Here is a 19,938-nt window from a genome sequence, read left to right as displayed (position 1 = left end):
TCGACGTGGCCCTGTTCCTCCACCGCATCGGACGCTTCGCCTACCGGCGGGCCTGGCTCGTCGTGGCCGGCTGGGTGCTCGCACTCGGCGCACTCCTCGGCGCCGGCCTCGGCCTCGGCGGCCAGCTCCAGGAGTCGTTCTCCATCCCGGGCACCGAGTCCCAGGAGGCGATCGACCAGCTCGCGGCCGTCTTCCCGCAGACCGCCGGCGCATCGGCCAAAGCCGTCGTCGAGGCACCCGAGGGCGACTCCGTCGAGGATGCCTCCGCCAAAGCCGCCATCGAGGCCATGGAAGCCGAGATCGAGCAGGTCGACGGCGTCGCCAGCGTGCTCGGGCCGTTCGACGAGTACGCCGGCGACCAGGTCTCCGAGGACGGCCGTACCGCGTACATCCAGGTCACGTTCGACGGCCAGACGACGGATGTCACCGACGCGTCGATCGAGGCCGTCACCGCGACCGGGTCGATCGGCGAGGACGCCGGGCTCGAGGTCGCCTTCGGCGGCGAGGTCTTCCAGGAGACGTCGTTCGGCCTCACCGTGACCGAGGCGCTCGGCGTCGTGTTCGCCGGCGTCGTGCTCATCATCACCTTCGGTTCGATGCTGTCGGCCGGGATGCCGCTGCTCACCGCGCTCGTCGGCGTCGGGGCATCCTTCGGCGGCATCTCGATCGTGGCGGCGTTCGCGCCGGTCTCGAGCACGGCACCGATGCTCGCCGTCATGATCGGGCTCGCGGTGGGCATCGACTACGCGCTGTTCATCCTGTCGCGGCATCGCACGCAGCTGGCCCGCGGAGAGGATCCCGAGGAGAGCGCGGCCGAGGCCGTCGCCACCGCGGGCGGTGCGGTCGTGTTCGCCGGGCTCACGGTGATCATCGCCCTGCTGGGCCTGCTGGTCGTCGGCATCCCGTTCCTGAGCGTCATGGGCGTCGGCGCCGCGTTCGCCGTGTTCGTCGCCGTGGCGGGCGCGCTCACACTGCTGCCCGCCCTCATGGGGCTGGCCGGTCGGCGCCTGGCGCCGAAGCCCGGGAGCCGCGCCGCGCGTCGCGCGACCGCGGCCGACGACGGCGGGCGCCCGACGCTGGGCCGCCGCTGGGTGCAGACCGTGCTGAAGGCCCCGATCGTGTTCGTCGTGCTCGTGGTCGGCCTCCTCGGCGCGAGCGCGATCCCGGCGGCGAGCCTCGACCTCAACCTGCCGTCGGGCGCCGGCGAGCCCGGCTCGAGTCAGCGCGAGGCGTACGACATGCTCGAGGCCGGCTTCGGTCCCGGGTACAACGGCCCGCTCATCGTGACGGTCGACATCACCCAGACGACCGACGTGTTCGGCGACCTCGAGGCGATCGGCGACGAGCTGGCCGCGGTCGACGGCGTCGCGTACGTCGGCCAGGGCCTGCCGAACGAGACGGTCGACACGGCGATCATCCAGGTGATCCCGGAGTCGGGACCGACCGACCCCGAGACGAAGGAGGTCGTGCAGGCCATCCGCGACCTCGAGCCGTCGATCGTCGACGAATACGGCACGCCGATCGCGGTGACCGGGTACACCGCGGTCGCGATCGACATCTCGCAGCGCCTGAACGACGCGCTCATCCCGTTCGCGCTCATCGTCGTCGGACTCTCGATCGTGCTGCTGCTCATCGTCTTCCGGTCCGTCTTCGTGCCCGTCAAAGCGGCGCTCGGCTTCCTGCTCTCGGCCTTCGGCGCCATCGGCGCGACGGTCGCGGTGTTCCAGTGGGGTTGGGGCGCCGACCTGCTGCACATCGAGCCGGGCCCGATCCTGAGCTTCCTCCCGATCCTCCTGATGGCGGTGCTGTTCGGCCTCGCGATGGACTACGAGGTCTTCCTCGTCTCGGGAATGCGCGAGGAGTACGTGAAGACGGGCCGCGCCCGCGAGTCGGTCGTGCACGGGTTCCAGCACTCGGCACGGGTCGTGACCGCGGCGGCGCTGATCATGTTCTTCGTCTTCTTCGCGTTCGTGCCCGAGGGTTCGGCGATCCTCAAGGGCATCGCGTTCGCCCTCGCGATCGGCGTCGCCTTCGATGCGTTCCTCGTTCGCATGACGCTCGTGCCCGCGGCCATGGCGCTCGCCGGCAAGGCCGCGTGGTGGCTGCCGCGATGGCTGGCGCGGGTGCTGCCCGACGTCGACATCGAGGGCGAGGGCCTGCGGGCGCACCTCGAGCAGGCCGAGTGGGCGGGTGCCCGCCAGGCCGCCGTGCGCGCGGAGGCGGCCGTGTTCGGCCTGCCCGAGCGGCCCATCGGCCCGCTCGACGCGGAGGTCCCGACCGGTGGGGCGCTGCTCGTCGAGGGCGACCGCGTCGACCGACGCGTCGTGCTGGCGACGCTCGCGGGACGGCTCGATCCGGTCGACGGCTTGATCGCCGTGCTCGGCGAGCCCCTGCCGACGGGCGCGCCCGCCGTGCAGCGCCGGGTCGCGATCGCCGAACTCGACGGATCGCCCGACGACGAGACGCCGACGCTCAGCGTCGGCGAGCTCATCGGCGCACGAGCGGATGCCACGCGCCCGTGGTACCGGCTGACCACGCCCCGCTCGGCCGTCGCGGGCTGGATCGACCGGCTCGAGTCCGCGCGCGGCGCCGCAGGCGCGACATCGGCCGATTCAGCATCGGTCCGGACTCCGGCATCGCTCCGGGCTTCGGCATCCGTCCAGGCTCCGGCCCTCCGCGACGACACCGCACTGGCGTCGCTCGGCGCGATCGACCGCGCCTTCGTCGCCCTCGTCGCCGCGCTCGTGGAGCGTCCGGCTGCGGTCGTCATCGACCTCGATGACGAGACCGGGGCCGACGCGAGCCGGTTCTGGGCCGTCGCCGAGCGACTGGTCCCGGCCGGCGTCACCGTCATCGCCGGCGTCGCGCCCGGCCACGACGCGTCGCCGTTCGCCGCACGCGGCATCCGAACCATCCGACCGACCCGCGTCCTCGAGGAGGCGACCCGATGAGCACCAGGCTCCAATCGCTGCTCGGCAGCACCCCCAAGCAGCGCCGCATCCGGTTCGGCGTCCTGCTCGCGACCGTCCTCGTGGTGCCGCTCGCCGTGGCCGGACTGTTCTCCGGCGCCCTTGGGGGAGCAGCCGACCGCATCGACGCAATCCCCGCCGTCGTGGTGAACGACGACGAGATGGTCACGACCACGACGCCCGACGGCGAGGAGCAGATGGTGCTCGCCGGTCGGCTGCTCGTGACCGAGCTCACCGGCGACGGCGAGACCGGCTTCGACTGGTCGATCACCAACGACGAGGATGCCGCGGAGCGCCTCGCGTCGGGCGAGGCGTACGCCGTGCTGACCATTCCCTCGGACTTCTCGGCGTCGATCACCTCGATGTCGGGCACCGACCCCGAGCGGGCCGGACTCACCATCCGCACCGACGACGCGCACGGATACCTCGCGGGCTCGGTCGCGCAGTCCGTCGGCACGGCGATGAGCGCCGCGTTCGGCCAGGAGATCACCGCGCAATACCTCGAGGGCTTCTACGCGAACCTGGCGGGCCTCGGCGGGTCGCTCGGCGACGCCGCCGACGGCGCTGCCGAGCTCTCGAGCGGCGCGGGAACGCTCGCGGGCGGGGTCGGGCAGCTCTCCGACGGCCTGGCGCAGGCGTCGAGCGGCGCGACGGATGCCTCCGCGGGGGCTGGGGAGTACGCCGCCGGTGCGGACGAGTACGCGGCAGGGGTGTCGCAGTACGCGAGCGGCGTGACGAGCTACACCGAAGGCGTCGACGGCATTGCGAGCGGGCTCGGCGGGCTCAGTTCCGGTGCGAAGGGCCTCGACGAGATCTCGGCGGCCTGGGACCGGTACACGGGCGGCATCTCGCAGGGCGTCACCGAGGTCGATGGGTACCTCGGGCCGGCCTCCGACTGGCTCAACGGCTTCGTGGCCGCCAACCCCGACCTCGTCGAGCGGTTCCCGGAGCTCGCGACCGCGGCGGAGACGGTGACCGGCGTCCGATCCGAGCTGCAGCAGCTCTCCACCGGGGGTCAGGCCCTCGCGGGCGAGTCGCGCGCCGCGATCGACGGCATCCAGGGCGGCATCGACGGCCTCGCCTCGGGCGCGGCGCAGCTCTCGGGCGGCTCGGCGCAGCTGCGCGACGGGGCATCCGGCCTCGCATCCGGCGCCGACCAGCTCGCGACGGGCGCCGATGCGCTCGCCGGTGGCGTCGGCGAGCTCGCCTCCGGACTCGGGCAGCTCTCGACCGGCGCCTCCGAGGCCGCGTCGGGTGCGACGCAGCTGAGCGACGGCGCCACGCAGCTTGCCGACGGGCTCGCGCAGGGCGCCGACGGCGCCTCTGCGCTCACCGACCTCGACGCCGAGCGCACGGCCGACGTCGTGTCGAACCCGGTCGGGGTCGACGCCGAGCGCGACAACGAGATCTCGTCGATCGCCGCCGTCATCGGCATGCTGTTCGTACCGATCGGGCTCTGGCTCGGGGCGCTGGCGCTCTTCCTCGTGTTCCCTCCGCTATCGCGCGAGGCGCTGCGCAGCACCGCGTCGACGCCCGGCCTCGTCGGTCGCACGCTCGCCCGCGCCGCCGTCGTCGGCCTCGTGCAGGCGGTCGCCGTCGTGCTGCTCCTGCACACCGCGCTCGGCGTGACGTGGGCGGTGCTGCCGCAGACGCTCGCGTTCGCCGCCCTCCTCGCCCTGGTGTTCACGGCGCTGCACGCGTTCCTCACCACCTGGCTCGGACGCATGGGCGTCGTCGTCTCGCTCGTGCTCGTCGCGCTGCAGCTCACCGCGACCGGCGGGCTCTACCCGATCGAGCTCGTGAGCGGGCCGTTCCAGGCGATCAGCCCGCTGCTGCCGCTCACCTGGGCGGTGCAGGGCATGCAGGCCATCGTCGCCGGGGCGTCGGGAGGGGTCGTGGCCGGGGCCGCGGCCGTGCTCGCGCTGTTCGGCGCCGGTTCGGTGGCGCTCACGATGCTCGTCGTCGCCCGGCGGAGGGGCATCCGCTCGACGGGACTGGCCGCGGCGACGTTCGGGTGAGCTTCGCCACCCGGGTGATCTGACGACGACGACGCCCGCCCCGGTCGGCCGACCGGGGCGGGCGTCGTCGTGTCCGCGTTCAGTCCTTGACCACCTGCACGACGCTCGGTCGCGGCCCGCCCCAGTCGCCGTCTGCCAGCGACCCCGGGGCCGTGTAGTCCGGGAAGAACGAGTGCTGCGCGTCCCACGAGCCGTTCTCACCGGGATGCTGCACCGCGACGAACACCGAGCCCTTCCCGTCCAGGTCGTGGATCACGGGGCCGCACGTCTCGGCCTCGGCGGGCACTGCGAGGAACTGCTGCACGTGCCCGCGCTCGGAACCGGTCAGCGGCACCTTGAACAGGCCGTCGTTGAAGCCGATCGTGCCGGGTTGGCCGTCGGTCGAGATCCACAGGTTGCCCGACGCGTCGAACGCCAGGTTGTCGGGGCACGAGATCGGCGACACCTTGTCGGCGGGGTATCCGGCGAAGTAGGTGCCCGGGTTCGTGGCCGGATTCCCGGCGAGCAGCAGGATGCTCCACCCGAACGTCAGCGACCGCACGTCGTTGCCCGACTCGGTGATCTCGATGACGTGCCCGTCACGGTTGTTCGTGCGCGGGTTCACCTCGTCGGGCCCGGCCTTGCCGGCCTTGCCGCGGTCGGTGTTGTTCGTGCACGCGACGTAGACACGGCCGGTCAGCGGGTTCGGTTGCACGTCCTCGGGCCGGTCCATCTTGGTCGCGCCGACGACGTCGCCGGCCCGCCGCGTGAAGACGAGCACCTCGGCGGTGGTCATGCCCGGCACCCGGCTCTCGCCGCCGACGACCAGCGGGATCCACTCGCCGGTGCCGTCGAACGCGCCGTCGGAGGGCACCGCGCCGGTGCCGGTGATCTCCGCGATCGGGGAGTCGCCGGTGAACCTCGCGACGTACAGGTCGCCGTCGGCCAGCAGTTGCTTGTTCTGGTCGCGGACGCGCTTCGAGATGCCGAGCCGAAACTTCTGGCGGGAGACGAACTTGTACAGGTAGTCGAACCGCTCGTCGTCGCCCGTGTAGGCCGCGACGTGGCCCGAGCGACCGATCTGCACGTTCGCGCCCTCGTGCTTGAGTCGGCCCATCGCGGTGTGCTTCACGGGTGTCGAGTCCGGGTCGAGCGGATCGATCTCGACGATCCATCCGAAGCGGTTCGGCTCGTTCGCATAGCCGGGGTTCGCGACGCCGTCGAACCTGGGGTCGACCGTCGCCCAGCCGCGTGCGTCGCCCGAGGCGCCCAGGCCGTAGCGCTGCTCGTCCGGCGTCCCGGCGGCCTTGAAGTACTGGTTGAAGTTCTCCTCGCCGCTGAGCACGGTGCCCCACGGGGTCGTGCCGCCGGCGCAGTTGTTGAAGGTGCCGCGCGCGGTCGTGCCCGTCGGATCCTCGACGGTCTGCAGCAGCGGGTCGCGCGCGGCCGGGCCGCTGAACGTGAACGGCGTCTCGGAGGTGATGCGGCGATTCAGCCGCCCGCCGACGACGTAGGACCACGGCTTGCCCGCTCCCCGGCGCTTGACCTCGACGACGCTCATGCCGTGCGCGGCGATCGCGACGCGCTTCTGCTCCTCGGCCTGGGCGGCGTCGGCCGCGGGCGGGAACATGATGTTCTCGTTCGTGTACTCGTGGTTCGCGACGAGCACGCCGGTGCGGGCGCCGGGCAGGGCGAGCACGTCGAGGTAGTCGCAGTTGTACCCGAACTGACGGCTCTGGCGCTCGCCGGTCTGGTTCGCCGGGTCGAACGCATCGTCCTCGGAGAACAGCGGGTCGCCCCACCTGATGATCGGATGCCACGAGTAGCCGGCCGGCACCGTGAACGCGTCGACGGTGTTCGGCACCGGGGCGATCGGCGTGAACGGCAGGCGGTCGCGGAAGAACGATGCGGATGCCGGCGCGGCGCCGCCCGCGACGGCGTCGCCGACCACGATCGCGGCGGTGCCCGCCGCAGCACCGCCGAGGAGCGCGCGCCGCGAGAACGCACGGCTCGCGATGTCGCGGAACGTCTCGTTCGCGGACCGGTTCGGAACCGGCTGCGAGCAGGCGTCGCCGCACTTGAGGTGGCAGGTGACGGGGCTGCGCTTCCCGCGGGTGTGCCCGCTCATCGGGAGGAGCGGGAGCAGGGCGCGCCGGCTCGGCAGGTCGGGCGCGGGGCTGGGGGATTCGTCGGTCAGGGTCACGGCATCCTCGCTTTCGTGGTCGCTTCCGCGTCACCTTCCCAGCGTCCGGCGCGGCCCGGTGGTCCGGGAGATGAACCGGCTGTGAACGGTTGCCGAAACACGGAGGGGTGCACCCACTACCTCAGGCTCCGCCGCTCGTCAACAGCCGACGGCGGTCGCGGGTCGACTGTTAGCCTGATCCGAGCGCGAGGAGGGCACCGCCGCATGACATCCCCCGGACCGGACGACCTGTACGTCGACCAGGCCTACGACATGGTGGTGGTCTCGAACCGTCTGCCGGTCGACTACCGCGAAGGCGACGACGGCTCGACGCAGTGGAAGAGCTCGCCCGGCGGGCTCGTGACCGCGCTCGAGCCGGTCATGCGCGCCGCCGACGGCGCCTGGATCGGATGGGCGGGCGTCGCCGACCGCGAGTTCGACCCCTTCGAGCACGACGGCATCTCGATCATCCCCGTGCCGTTGTCGTCGGCGGAGATCGAGGAGTACTACGAGGGCTTCTCGAACGACACGCTGTGGCCGCTCTACCACGACGTGATCGCGCCGCCCAGCTTCCACCGCGAGTGGTGGGACGCCTACGTGCGGGTCAATCGCCGGTTCGCCGAAGCGGCCGCGCGAGCCGCCGCCGAGGGCGGCGTGGTCTGGGTGCAGGACTACCAGCTCCAGCTCGTGCCGCGGATGCTCCGTGAGACGCGGCCCGACCTCGTCATCGGGTTCTTCAACCACATCCCGTTCCCCGCGTACGGCATCTACTCGCAGCTGCCCTGGCGGCGCCAGGTCGTCGAGGGCCTCCTCGGCGCCGACGTCATCGGATTCCAGCGCGCCGCCGACGCCGGGAACTTCTCCCGCGCCGTGCGCCGGCTGTTCGGCTACACGACCCGCGGCACCGTGATCGACGTCCCCGACGACGAGGGCGGCGTGCGCCGGGTCGTCGCCCGGCACTTCCCGATCTCGATCGACGCCGCCGGGTTCGAGGAGATCGCCCGGCGCCCCGACGTGCAGGAGCGGGCGCGACGGATTCGCGAAGACCTCGGAAACCCTCGAACGATCTTCCTCGGGGTCGACCGGCTCGACTACACCAAGGGCATCCGTCACCGCCTCAAGGCGTTCGGCGAACTCCTGCGCGACGACCGGCTCCAGGTCGAGGACGCGACCCTCGTGCAGGTCGCGAGCCCGTCGCGAGAACGCGTCGAGACCTATCGGCAACTCCGCGACGAGATCGAGCTCACCGTCGGCCGGCTGAACGGCGACCACTCCACGCTCGGCCACCAGGCCATCGCGTACCTCCACCACGGCTACCCGCGCGAGGAGATGGTGGCGCTCTACCTCGCGGCCGACGTCATGCTCGTCACCGCGCTCCGCGACGGCATGAACCTCGTCGCGAAGGAGTACGTGGCCTGTCGCTTCGACGGCGACGGCGTGCTGCTGCTCAGCGAGTTCACCGGGGCATCCGACGAACTGCGCCAGGCGGTCCTCGTCAACCCGCACGACATCGAGGGCCTCAAGGACGCCATGATCGAGGCCGTCGAGATGCCGAAGAAGGAGCGGGCGCGGCGCATGCGCGCCCTGCGCAAGCGCGTTCGCGACAACGACGTGGCCAACTGGTCGGCGACGTTCCTCAAGGCGCTCACCGGCTCCGGCCAGGTCGCCGCCGGCATCCCCGACCAGCTCCAGGGCGCGATCGCCGCCCTCGCCGAGACCGACCGGCTCCTCGTCGCCCTCGACTTCGACGGCACGCTCGCGCCGCTCGTGGACCGGCCGGAGGACGCCCGAGCGACCGAGCGCGCGCTCGCCGCCATCCACCGGCTCGCAGCGATCGACGACACCCGCGTCGCGATCGTCTCGGGCCGAGCACTCGACAGCCTCGGCGAGGTCGCGGAACCGCCCGCAGGCACCATGCTCAGCGGCTCGCACGGCGTGGAGCTGAAGCTCGACACCGGCCCGATCCAGCTCGACCTCCGGGATGCCGAACTCACGACGCTCGACCGGCTCACGAGCATCGTCGAGACGGTCGCCGGAAGCGCCGAGGGCGCGTGGATCGAACGCAAGCCCGCCGGCATCGCGCTGCACACCCGGCGGCTCAGCGCCGCCGACGGGCTCGCGCTGCAGCAGCAGGCCCGCCGCGAGGTGAACACCGAACTCCTCGGCATCACGGTGCGGGCCGGGAAGTCGGTGCTCGAGTTCGCGGTGCGGTCCAGCGACAAGGGGGAGTCGCTCCAGCGGTTGCGTCAGCACGTCGGTGCGAGCGGGGTCCTCTACGTCGGCGACGACGTGACCGACGAGGACGCGTTCGCGGTGCTCGAGGGCACAGACGTCGGCGTCAAGGTCGGCCAGGGCAAGTCCCTCGCAGCCCACCGCGTGCGCAGTCCGGAGGAGGTCTCAGAGCTCCTCGAACGCCTCGCGGAGGCGAGGGAGCACACGTCCGGAGGGGCATCCGGCTGGTCGTAGGATCGTTCCATGTCCTCCCAGATCGATCCCAAACCGCGCAGCCGTGTCGTCACGGACGGCATCGAAGCGACCACCAGCCGAGGCATGCTCCGCGCCGTCGGCATGGGCGACGCGGACTGGGACAAGCCGCAGGTCGGCATCGCGAGCTCGTGGAACGAGATCACCCCGTGCAACCTCTCGCTCGCCCGCCTCGCGCAGGCGGCGAAGGAGGGCGTGCACTCCGGCGGCGGGTACCCGCTCCAGTTCGGCACCGTCTCGGTCTCCGACGGCATCTCCATGGGCCATGAGGGCATGCACTTCTCGCTCGTCTCGCGCGAGGTCATCGCCGACTCGGTCGAGGTCGTCATGCAGGCCGAGCGCCTCGACGGCTCGGTGCTGCTCGCCGGCTGCGACAAGTCGATCCCCGGCATGCTCATGGCCGCCGCGCGGCTCGACCTGTCGAGCGTGTTCCTGTACGCCGGCTCGATCGCCCCGGGCTGGGTGCGCCTGAGCGACGGCACCGAGAAGGACATCACGATCATCGACTCGTTCGAGGCGGTCGGCGCGGTCAAGGCCGGCAAGATGAGCGAGGCCGACGCGAAGCGCATCGAGTGCGCGTTCGCGCCCGGCGAGGGCGCCTGCGGCGGCATGTACACCGCGAACACCATGGCCTCGGTCGCCGAGGCGCTCGGACTCTCGCTGCCCGGATCCGCGTCGCCCGCGTCGGCCGACCGCCGACGCGACTACTACGCGCACCGCTCCGGCGAGGCGGTCGTGAACCTGTTGAAGCAGGGCATCACGGCCCGACAGATCCTCACCAAGGAGGCGTTCGAGAACGCGATCGCCGTGGGCATGGCGCTCGGCGGCTCGACGAACATCGTGCTCCACCTGCTCGCGATCGCACGCGAGGCCGAGGTCGAGCTCACCCTCGACGACTTCAACCGCATCGGCTCGAAGGTGCCGCACATCGGCGACCTCAAGCCGTTCGGCAAGTACGTCATGAACGACGTCGACCGTCGCGGCGGCGTGCCGGTGCTCATGAAGGCGCTGCTCGACGCGGGCCTGCTCCACGGCGACGTGCTCACCGTGACCGGCAAGACGATGCGCGAGAACCTCGAGGAGCTCGACCTGCCGCCGCTCGACGGCGAGGTGCTGCACACCCTCGACGACCCGATCCACGAGACCGGCGGCCTCACGATCCTGCACGGCACGCTCGCGCCCGAGGGCGCCGTGGTCAAGACGGCCGGCTTCGACGCCGCCACGTTCGAGGGCCCGGCACGGGTGTTCGAGCGCGAGCGCGCGGCGATGGACGCCCTCACGGCCGGCGAGATCTCGGCCGGCGACGTCGTGGTCATCCGCTACGAGGGCCCCAAGGGCGGCCCCGGCATGCGCGAGATGCTCGCGATCACCGCCGCCATCAAGGGCGCTGGGCTCGGAAAAGATGTACTACTCTTGACGGACGGTCGATTCTCAGGCGGCACAACCGGACTGTGCATCGGCCACATAGCACCCGAGGCGGTGGACGCAGGTCCCATCGCTTTCGTGCGCGATGGTGATCTGATTCGGGTCGATATCGCGGCTCGCTCCATCGACCTACTGGTCGACGAGTCCGAGCTGGCAGCCCGCCGTGAAGGCTGGGCGCCGCTTCCCCCGCGCTACACCCGAGGCGTCCTCGCGAAGTACTCCAAGCTCGTGCGTTCCGCCGCCGAAGGCGCCACGACGGGCTGAGTGCCGCGCTCTCCGCATCCGCTCACCGCCCACCTCGAAGGAAACGAATGTCCACGGAATCGTCACCCGTGCCATCGCCCGCCGGCCTGTTCGCCGGCGCGCCCGAAACCCTCACCGGGGCCGCAGCCGTCGTCCGGTCGCTCGAACTCATCGGCATCACCGATGTGTTCGGCCTCCCGGGCGGGGCCATCCTCCCGGTCTACGACCCGCTGCTCGACAGCACCCGGCTCCGCCACATCCTCGTCCGCCACGAACAGGGCGCAGGCCACGCCGCACAGGGCTACGCCTCGTCCAGCGGCAAGCTCGGCGTCGCCATCGCGACCTCCGGCCCCGGCGCGACGAACCTCGTCACCGCGATCGCCGACGCGCACATGGACTCGGTGCCGATGCTCGCGATCACCGGCCAGGTGTTCTCCAACCTGATGGGCACCGACGCGTTCCAGGAGGCCGACATCGTCGGCATCACGATGCCGATCACGAAGCACAGCTTCCTCGTCAAGCGCGCCGAGGACATCCCCGCGACGATCGCCGCGGCCGTCCACATCGCGACCACGGGCCGCCCCGGACCGGTGCTCGTCGACATCACCAAGGACGCCCAGCAGACCGAGTTCGCGTTCAGCTGGCCGCCGAAGGTCGACCTGCCCGGCTACCGCCCGATCACGAAGGCGCACGGCAAGCAGGTGCAGGCCGCGGCCCAGCTCATCGCCGAGGCCAAGCGCCCGGTGCTGTACGTCGGCGGCGGCATCGTCCGCGGCCGTGCCTCCGAGGAGCTGCTGGCCCTCGCCGAGGCGACCGGCATCCCCGTGGTGACCACGCTCATGGCCCGCGGCGCGTTCCCGGACTCGCACCGCCAGCACCTCGGCATGCCGGGCATGCACGGCACGGTTCCGGCCGTGCTCGCACTCCAGGAATCCGACCTGCTCATCACGCTCGGCGCCCGGTTCGACGACCGCGTGACCGGCAAGGCCGCGCTCTTCGCCCCCGACGCGAAGGTCGTGCACGTCGACATCGACCCCGCCGAGATCTCGAAGATCCGCACGGCCGACGTGCCGATCGTGGGCGACGTCAAGGACGTGATCGTGGACCTGATCGCGGCGTTCCACGAGGCGACGACCGCCGGCGCGCCCGACCTCTCGGAGTGGTGGGCGACCCTCGACGGACTGCGCGCGGAGTACCCGCTGGGGTACGCGCCGACGAGCGACGGCCTGCTCGCACCGCAGTACGTGATCGAGCGCATCGGCGAGCTGACCGGACCCGAGGGCGTGTACGCCGCCGGCGTCGGCCAGCACCAGATGTGGGCCGCGCAGTTCATCAAGTACGAGCGGCCGAACGCGTGGCTGAACTCGGGCGGAGCGGGCACCATGGGCTACGCGGTGCCCGCCGCCATGGGCGCCAAGGTCGCCGAACCGCACCGCCCGGTATGGGCGATCGACGGCGACGGCTGCTTCCAGATGACCAACCAGGAGTTGGCCACCTGCACGCTCAACGACATCCCGATCAAGGTCGCGATCATCAACAACTCGTCGCTCGGCATGGTCCGCCAGTGGCAGACCCTGTTCTACGACGGGCGCTACTCGAACACCGACCTGAACACCGGGCACGACACCGTGCGCGTCCCCGACTTCGTGAAGCTGGCCGAGGCGTACGGAGCACTCGGCATCCGCGTCACGAAGCCCGAGGAGGTCGACGACGCGATCAAGCTCGCGCTCGAGACCAACGACCGCCCGGTCGTCATCGACTTCGTCGTCTCGGCGGACGCGATGGTGTGGCCGATGGTGCCGCAGGGCGTCTCGAACAGCTACGTGCAGTACGCACGCGACCACGCCCCGGCGTTCAGCGAGGAGGACTGACCATGTCGACCCACGTGCTCTCCCTCCTCGTCGAAGACAAGCCCGGCCTGCTCACCCGCGTCGCCGGCCTGTTCTCCCGGCGCGGGTTCAACATCGAGTCGCTCGCGGTGGGCCACACCGAGGTGCAGGGACTCTCGCGCATCACGGTCGTCGTCGACGTCGAGACGCTCCCGCTCGAGCAGGTCACGAAGCAGCTCAACAAGCTGATCAACGTGATCAAGATCGTGGAGCTCGACCCGGCGCAGTCCGTGCAACGCGAGCACCTGCTGATCAAGGTGCGCGTCGACAACACGACGCGTTCGCAGGTGCTCGAGGCCGTGAACCTGTTCCGCGCGCGCGTCGTCGACGTCGCGACCGACGCGCTCGTGATCGAGGTCACGGGCGACTCGGGCAAGACCCAGGCATTCCTGAAGGTGCTCGAGCCCTACGGCATCAAGGAGATCGCCCAGTCCGGCCTGCTGGCGATCGGCCGCGGCGGCAAGTCCATCACGGAGCGGGTCTTCCGCAACTGACGCTCGCCCCGGCCGCCGTCGTGCGGGCGGGTCGAACCCACCGAACCGATCGGCCGCGCGGCCGAACCAGACCACCACACAAGGAGAAAGCACCACATCATGGCTGAGATCTACTACGACAAGGACGCGGACCTCTCGCTCATCCAGGGCAAGAAGGTCGCCGTCATCGGCTACGGCTCGCAGGGCCACGCGCACGCGCAGAACCTCCGCGACTCGGGCGTCGAGGTCGTCATCGGCCTCAAGGACGGCTCGAAGTCGGCCCAGAAGGCCTCCGAGGCGGGCTTCGAGGTCAAGTCGGTCGCCGACGCCGCCGCCGGCGCCGACGTCATCGTGATCCTCGCGCCGGACCAGTTCCAGCGCCACATCTACGCGGAGTCGGTCAAGGACAACCTGAAGGAAGGCGACACGCTCGTCTTCGGCCACGGCTTCAACGTGCGCTTCGGCTACATCGAGGCCCCCGAGGGCGTCGACGTGATCCTCGTCGCGCCGAAGGCGCCCGGCCACACCGTGCGTCGCGAGTTCGTCGCCGGCCGCGGCATCCCCGACATCATCGCGGTCGAGCAGGATGCCTCGGGCCAGGCCTGGGACCTCGCGAAGTCGTACGCGAAGGCGATCGGCGGCACCCGCGCCGGCGTCATCAAGACGACCTTCACCGAGGAGACCGAGACCGACCTGTTCGGCGAGCAGGCCGTGCTCTGCGGCGGCGTGTCGCAGCTCGTGCAGTACGGCTTCGAGACCCTGACCGAGGCCGGCTACCAGCCGCAGATCGCCTACTTCGAGGTGCTCCACGAGCTCAAGCTCATCGTGGACCTCATGTGGGAGGGCGGCATCTCGAAGCAGCGCTGGTCGGTCTCCGACACGGCCGAGTACGGCGACTACGTCTCGGGCCCGCGCGTCATCGACCCGCGCGTCAAGGAGAACATGCAGGCCGTGCTCGCCGACATCCAGTCGGGTGCGTTCGCGAAGCGCTTCATCGACGACCAGGACAACGGCGCGAAGGAGTTCCTCGAGCTCCGCGCCAAGGGCGAGGGCCACGCGATCGAGGAGACCGGCCGCGAATTGCGCAAGCTGTTCGCCTGGAACGCCGACAACGACGACGACTACGTCGACGGCGAGGTCGCTCGCTGACGCTCGCGTCCACGCCTGCGCACCGACTTCAGAGCGAACGCCCCACCCGGGTCCGGGTGGGGCGTTCGCCGTTCGGGGCGGGGTCCGGGAGCGGCATCCATGCGCCGTCCTGCTCACATGAGCACGTGACGTCGACTGCGATGCGCACGTGTGCGCCGTCGCCCCGGGATTCCGCGGAACTTCACATCCTCGTCACATTTGCCCCTTGTCCGGGGGACTCCACCCGGCCGAAACTGGCGTGCAGTTGTGTCGTCCATCGCCCGCCGCGCGACAAGGAGTGTGTCACGTGCACCATCACGCCAGAACCCTGATCGGCGGCGCGACCGCCGCCGTCCTGGCACTCGGAGGGATCGCGGCAGGCGCCGCACCGGCGTTCGCCGGAGTCTCCCCGAGTGCACCGGTGATCATCGACGAGGTGTACGGCGGGGGTGGCAACTCCGGCGCAGTCCTCAACCAGGACTTCGTCGAGCTGTACAACCCCGGCGCGTCGCCGGTGTCCCTGGCAGGGTGGTCGGTGCAGTACGGATCCGCGACCGGGGCGTTCAACGCCGCCCAGGTCACCCCGCTCAGCGGGACCATCCCGGCCGGAGGGTCGTTCCTCCTCGGCCTCGCCGTCGGCGGTGCGAACGGGGCGGCGCTGCCGACGCCCGACGGCACCGGAACCGCGAACCTGAGCGGCACCAACGGCAAGGTCGCGCTCGTCAGTTCGACGACGCCGCTCACCTGCGGGCAGACCGCCGGCTCAGGGTGCGCGACGGACGCATCGGTCGTCGACTTCGTCGGGTTCGGCACGGCCAACGCGTTCGCCGGGTCCGCAGCGGCGCCCGCGCCGTCGAACACGACCTCGATCTCGCGCACGGCGCACGCGAACACCGCGAACAACGCGGCCGACTTCATCGCCGGGGCGCCGACGCCCGCGAACTCCGGCGGCGGGGGCGGAACGGACCCGGGTGACGGCGAGTACACGATCGCGGAGATCCAGGGCACCGGCGCCGCGTCGCCGATCGCCGGGGCGACTGCGACCACGACCGGCGTCGTCACTGCGGCGTACCCGACCGGCGGGTTCAACGGCTTCATCATCCAGACGGCCGGCACCGGGGGAGCGATCGACCTCTCGACGCACACCGCATCGGACGCACTCTTCATCTTCGGCTCGGCGGCGACCGCCCTCGTGGAGGTCGGCGACCACGTCGAAGTGACCGGCACCGTCACGGAGTTCAACGGCCTCACCGAGATCACCGCCGACGCGAGCGGCGTGACCATCCTCGACACCCCGGCGACGGTGGAGCCGGCGGTCGTCGGATGGCCGGCGACCGCGGAGGGCCGCGAGACGCTCGAGTCGATGCTGATCCAGCCGGCAGCCGGCGCATTCACCGTCTCGAACACCTACTCGACGAACCAGTACGGCGAGGTCGGCCTCGCGTTCGGCCCGACGCCGCTCATCCAGCCGACCGAGGTCGGACGACCCGGTTCGCCCGAGGCGGCCGCCGCAGCCGCTGACAACGCCGCGCGCGGCGTCCTGCTCGACGACGGCGCGACGACGAACTTCTTCTCGAACACCTCGGCGACCCCGCCGTACATCTCGACCAGCGCACCGGTGCGCGTCGGCGCCGCGGTCACGTTCGACCAGCCGGTGATCGTCGACTGGCGCAACAATGCGTGGAAGCTGAACCCGACCACGGCGTTCGTCGCGGGCGGCACGCAGCCGGTCTCCTTCGAGAACGACCGCACGGAGTCGCCCGAGGACGTCGGCGGCGACGTCACGGTGGCCTCCTTCAACGTACTCAACTACTTCACCACCCTCGGATCGGATGTCACGAACTGCGTGGCGTACGAGGATCGCGCCGGCGACCCCGTCACGGTCGACGAGTGCACCGGCACGGGCCCGCGAGGCGCGTGGGACCCGGCCGACTTCGACGCCCAGGAGGGCAAGCTCGTCGACGCGATCAACGCGCTCGACGCCGACGTGGTGGGCCTGCTCGAGATCGAGAACTCGGCCGCGCTCGGCGAGGAGGCCGACGAGGCGCTCGCCACCCTCGTGGACGCGCTGAACGAGGCGGCGGGCACGGAGAAGTGGGCGTTCGTGCCCTCCTCCGACGAACTGCCGTCGCCGTCGCTGCAGGACGTCATCACGAACGCGCTCATCTACCAGCCGGCCGCGGTCGAGCTGGTCGGCGACCCGCGTGCGCTGGGCGACCTCAGCGACAGCGGAGAGGCGTTCGCGAACGCCCGCGAGCCGATCGGCGCGTCCTTCGCCCCCGTCGCCGGCGGGGAGTCGCTGTTCGTCACGGTCAACCACCTGAAGTCGAAGGGCTCGGGCGGCCCCTGGCCGGGCGACGTCGACACCGGTGACGGGCAGGGCTCGTCGAACGAGTCGCGCGTCCGTCAGGCGACCGCGCTGGTCGAGTGGATCGACACGGTCACCGAGGCGGGCGATGCCGTCGCCATCGTCGGCGATCTGAACTCGTACACCGAGGAAGACCCGATGCACGTGCTCTACGACGCCGGGTACGCCGACGCCGTGAAGGCGCTCTCGCCGGGCGAGTACTCGTACTCGTTCTCGGGACTCTCGGGTTCGCTCGACCACGTCGTGCTGAACGAGGCCGCGCTCGCCCGCGCGACCGGCGCCGACGTCTGGGAGATCAACGCCGAGGAGGCCATCGCACTCGAGTACTCGCGGGCCAACTACCACGGCACGGACTTCCTGGTGGACGGCCCCTACCGCTCGAGCGATCACGACCCGGTGGTCGTCGGCCTCGACGACGGGCTGCTCGGTTCGATCGACCTGACGTTCCTGAACTTCAACGACTTCCACGGGCGCATCGACGCCAACACCGTGAAGTTCGCCGGGACGATCGAGGCCGAGCGCGCCGCAGCCGAGGCCGCGGGCGGACAGGCGGTGCTGCTCTCCGCGGGCGACAGCATCGGCGCCTCGCTGTTCGCGTCGGCGACTGCCGACGACGTGCCGACCCTCGACGTGCTCGACGCACTCGACCTGAAGGCATCCGCGGTCGGCAACCACGAGTTCGACAAGGGCTTCGCCGACCTCACCGACCGGGTGATCCCGAGCGTGGACTTCCCGATCCTGGGCGCCAACGTGTACCTGAAGGGCACCACGACGCCGGCGCTCCAGGAGTACGCGATCGTCGACATGGGCGGCGTGCAGGTCGGCGTCATCGGCGCGGTCACGCAGCAGACGCCGAGCCTGGTCACCCCGGCCGGCATCGCGACGATCGACTTCGGCGACCCCGTCGAGGCCGTGAACCGCGTCGCCGCGCAGCTCAGCGACGGCGACCCGGCCAACGGCGAGGCCGACGTGATCGTGGCCGAGTACCACGAGGGCGCCGACACGGTCTCCGAGGGCAACCCGAACGCGAACCCGCCCGTGCCGCCGTCGACGCTGGAGGAGGAGCTCGCCGAGAGCGACGTCTTCGCGGCGATCGTGAACGACACCTCGCCCGTGGTCGACGTGATCTTCAACGGCCACACGCACCAGCCGTACGCGTGGCAGGCACCCGTCACGGGCGCCGAGGTCGCGACTCGGCCGATCGCGCAGGCGGTCAGCTACGGCGACCGCATCGCGTCGGTGAAGCTGACGTACGACCGCGACGCGGGCGAGGTCACGGCCTCGACGGCGAAGCTCGTCAACCGCACCACGACCGCCGACGCGACCCTCGTCGCGACCTACCCGCGCGTCGCCGAGGTGAAGACGATCGTCGACGCGGCGCTCGCGAACGCGGCGATCGTGGGCAACCAGCCGATCGGCTCGATCACCGGCGACATCACGACCGCGTACCAGAACGGCACGTACGGCCCGAACGGCTACCAGGCCGAGCGCACCAACACGAACCGCGACCAGCGCGGCCTCGAGTCATCGCTCGGGGGGCTCGTGGCCAACGCGCTGCGCGACACGCTCGCGACCGACCAGTACGGAGCGCAGATCGGCATCGTCAACCCGGGCGGCATGCGTTCGGAGCTGTTCTACCCGACGTCGACACCGCTGAACGAGGGCGACGGGGTGGTGACGTACGCCGAGGCGAACGGCGTCCTGCCGTTCGTGAACAACCTCTGGACCGTCACCCTCACCGGTGACGAACTCCTCGACGTGCTCGAGGAGCAGTGGCAGCGTGCGTCGAACGGCGGCCCGCTCCCGACGGGGAGCCGTCCGTACCTGCAGTTGGGGCTCTCGGACAATGTGACGTACACGTTCGATCCGGCCGCGGCCATGGACGAGCACATCACGTCGGTCATGATCGACGGCGAGCCGCTCGATCCGGCGGCCGAGTACCGGGTGGCGACGTTCTCGTTCCTCGCGACCGGGGGCGACAACTTCTGGTCGTTCCGAGACGGCGAGGGCGTCGACACCGGCCTCGTCGACCGCGATGCCTGGATCTCATACCTGCAGGCGCACCCGGGCCTGGCACCCGACTACGCCCGTCAGGCCGTGCAGGTGCCGGTCGTGCCCGGATTCGTCGAAGCGGGTGCAGCGCTCTCGGTCGATGTCGCCGGGCTCGACCTCACGAGCCTCGGCGCGCCGCTGAACACCACGGTCGAGGCCCGCCTCGACGGCACCGCGATCGGGTCGTTCCCGGTCGCGGCCGGAGCCGCGGCGGTCGACGTCGTGATCCCCGAGGGCACCGCGGAGGGCGCCCATGTGCTGACCCTCGTCGCCAGCCCGTCCAACACGACGGTGACGCTTCCGATCACGGTCGAGGTCCCCGAGCCCGAGTACCCGGTCTGGAACAGCGGCACCGTGTACACCGCGGGCGACATCGTCGCCTACCAGGGGGCGCTCTACAAGGCGCTCTGGTGGACGGCCTGGGTGAAGCCCGACGCCTCGCCGTGGGGTGCGTGGGCCGAGCTCGGCGCACCCGTCGTGACCGACGAGGGCACGTTCCCCGCGTGGACGGACTCGTGGATCTACACGGGCGGCGAGGTCGTCGCGCATGACGGTCACCTCTGGAAGGCCAAGTGGTGGACGCGCAACCAGGAGCCCGGCGGCTCGTGGTGGGGTCCGTGGCAGGACCTCGGCGCGTACTGAGCGTCGCGAGACGTGAGCCGGTGACCCCCTGCATCGGCTGACCTGCGACATGGGATGCCCCGGCCGGACGGCCGGGGCATCCGTCG

General features: G+C 71.1%; 9 protein-coding genes. 8 read left to right on the top strand and 1 reads right to left on the bottom strand.

Going from position 1 to position 19,938, the window contains the following annotated elements:
- Positions 1–5 precede the first annotated feature (5 nt).
- Together ELQ40_RS11320 and ELQ40_RS11315 are read left to right on the top strand one after the other, a co-directional pair.
- Complete coding sequence (locus tag ELQ40_RS11320; protein WP_127793780.1) at positions 6–2,951, top strand: MMPL family transporter; 2,946 nt, start codon at positions 6–8, stop codon at positions 2,949–2,951.
- Positions 2,948–4,987, top strand: a complete 2,040-nt coding sequence (locus tag ELQ40_RS11315) for a YhgE/Pip domain-containing protein (protein ID WP_127793779.1) — start codon at positions 2,948–2,950, stop codon at positions 4,985–4,987. The genes ELQ40_RS11320 and ELQ40_RS11315 overlap by 4 nt, the downstream gene beginning before the upstream one ends.
- Positions 4,988–5,066: 79 nt before the next feature.
- On the opposite strand, the gene ELQ40_RS11310 is transcribed toward ELQ40_RS11315, so the two are convergent.
- Complete coding sequence (locus ELQ40_RS11310; protein WP_127795267.1) at positions 5,067–7,094, bottom strand: PhoX family phosphatase; 2,028 nt, start codon at positions 7,092–7,094, stop codon at positions 5,067–5,069.
- A gap of 279 nt (positions 7,095–7,373) precedes the next feature.
- Here ELQ40_RS11310 and ELQ40_RS11305 point away from each other — a divergent pair, with 279 nt between their 5' ends.
- The 6 genes from ELQ40_RS11305 to ELQ40_RS11280 all read left to right on the top strand — a co-directional run bounded on the left by ELQ40_RS11305 (position 7,374) and on the right by ELQ40_RS11280 (position 19,852).
- Positions 7,374–9,614, top strand: a complete 2,241-nt coding sequence (locus ELQ40_RS11305) for a bifunctional alpha,alpha-trehalose-phosphate synthase (UDP-forming)/trehalose-phosphatase (protein ID WP_127793778.1) — start codon at positions 7,374–7,376, stop codon at positions 9,612–9,614.
- Between the two features lie 9 nt (positions 9,615–9,623).
- Positions 9,624–11,321: a dihydroxy-acid dehydratase gene (ilvD, locus tag ELQ40_RS11300; protein WP_127793777.1), complete on the top strand. Its 1,698-nt coding sequence runs from the start codon at positions 9,624–9,626 to the stop codon at positions 11,319–11,321.
- A gap of 47 nt (positions 11,322–11,368) precedes the next feature.
- A complete protein-coding gene (locus ELQ40_RS11295) occupies positions 11,369–13,171 on the top strand; it encodes an acetolactate synthase large subunit (RefSeq protein WP_127793776.1) in 1,803 nt (600 codons plus the stop codon).
- Positions 13,172–13,173: 2 nt separating this feature from the next.
- Positions 13,174–13,683, top strand: a complete 510-nt coding sequence (ilvN, locus tag ELQ40_RS11290; RefSeq protein ID WP_127793775.1) for an acetolactate synthase small subunit — start codon at positions 13,174–13,176, stop codon at positions 13,681–13,683.
- A 99-nt stretch (positions 13,684–13,782) separates the two neighbouring features.
- The gene (ilvC, locus tag ELQ40_RS11285; RefSeq protein WP_127793774.1) at positions 13,783–14,811 is read left to right on the top strand and encodes a ketol-acid reductoisomerase; all 1,029 of its coding nucleotides are present in this window, start codon (positions 13,783–13,785) and stop codon (positions 14,809–14,811) included.
- A gap of 286 nt (positions 14,812–15,097) precedes the next feature.
- Positions 15,098–19,852, top strand: coding sequence for an ExeM/NucH family extracellular endonuclease (locus ELQ40_RS11280; protein ID WP_127793773.1), 4,755 nt, complete (start codon positions 15,098–15,100; stop codon positions 19,850–19,852).
- The last annotated feature ends 86 nt before the right edge of the window (positions 19,853–19,938 follow it).

The organism is Agromyces sp. LHK192 (genome assembly GCF_004006235.1).
Taxonomy (GTDB): Bacteria; Actinomycetota; Actinomycetes; order Actinomycetales; family Microbacteriaceae; genus Agromyces.
Note: the sequence above shows the minus strand (reverse complement) of the source record. Positions and strands in the feature narration are given on the sequence as shown.

What these genes read in the sequence shown, in the direction of transcription:
- ELQ40_RS11315 (WP_127793779.1), top strand. Translation starts at nt 2,948, where the DNA reads ATGAGCACCAGGCTCCAATCGCTGCTCGGCAGCACCCCCAAGCAGCGC.
- ELQ40_RS11310 (WP_127795267.1), bottom strand. Translation starts at nt 7,094, where the DNA reads ATGAGCGGGCACACCCGCGGGAAGCGCAGCCCCGTCACCTGCCACCTC.
- ELQ40_RS11305 (WP_127793778.1), top strand. Translation starts at nt 7,374, where the DNA reads ATGACATCCCCCGGACCGGACGACCTGTACGTCGACCAGGCCTACGAC.
- ilvD (WP_127793777.1), top strand. Translation starts at nt 9,624, where the DNA reads ATGTCCTCCCAGATCGATCCCAAACCGCGCAGCCGTGTCGTCACGGAC.
- ELQ40_RS11295 (WP_127793776.1), top strand. Translation starts at nt 11,369, where the DNA reads ATGTCCACGGAATCGTCACCCGTGCCATCGCCCGCCGGCCTGTTCGCC.
- ilvN (WP_127793775.1), top strand. Translation starts at nt 13,174, where the DNA reads ATGTCGACCCACGTGCTCTCCCTCCTCGTCGAAGACAAGCCCGGCCTG.
- ilvC (WP_127793774.1), top strand. Translation starts at nt 13,783, where the DNA reads ATGGCTGAGATCTACTACGACAAGGACGCGGACCTCTCGCTCATCCAG.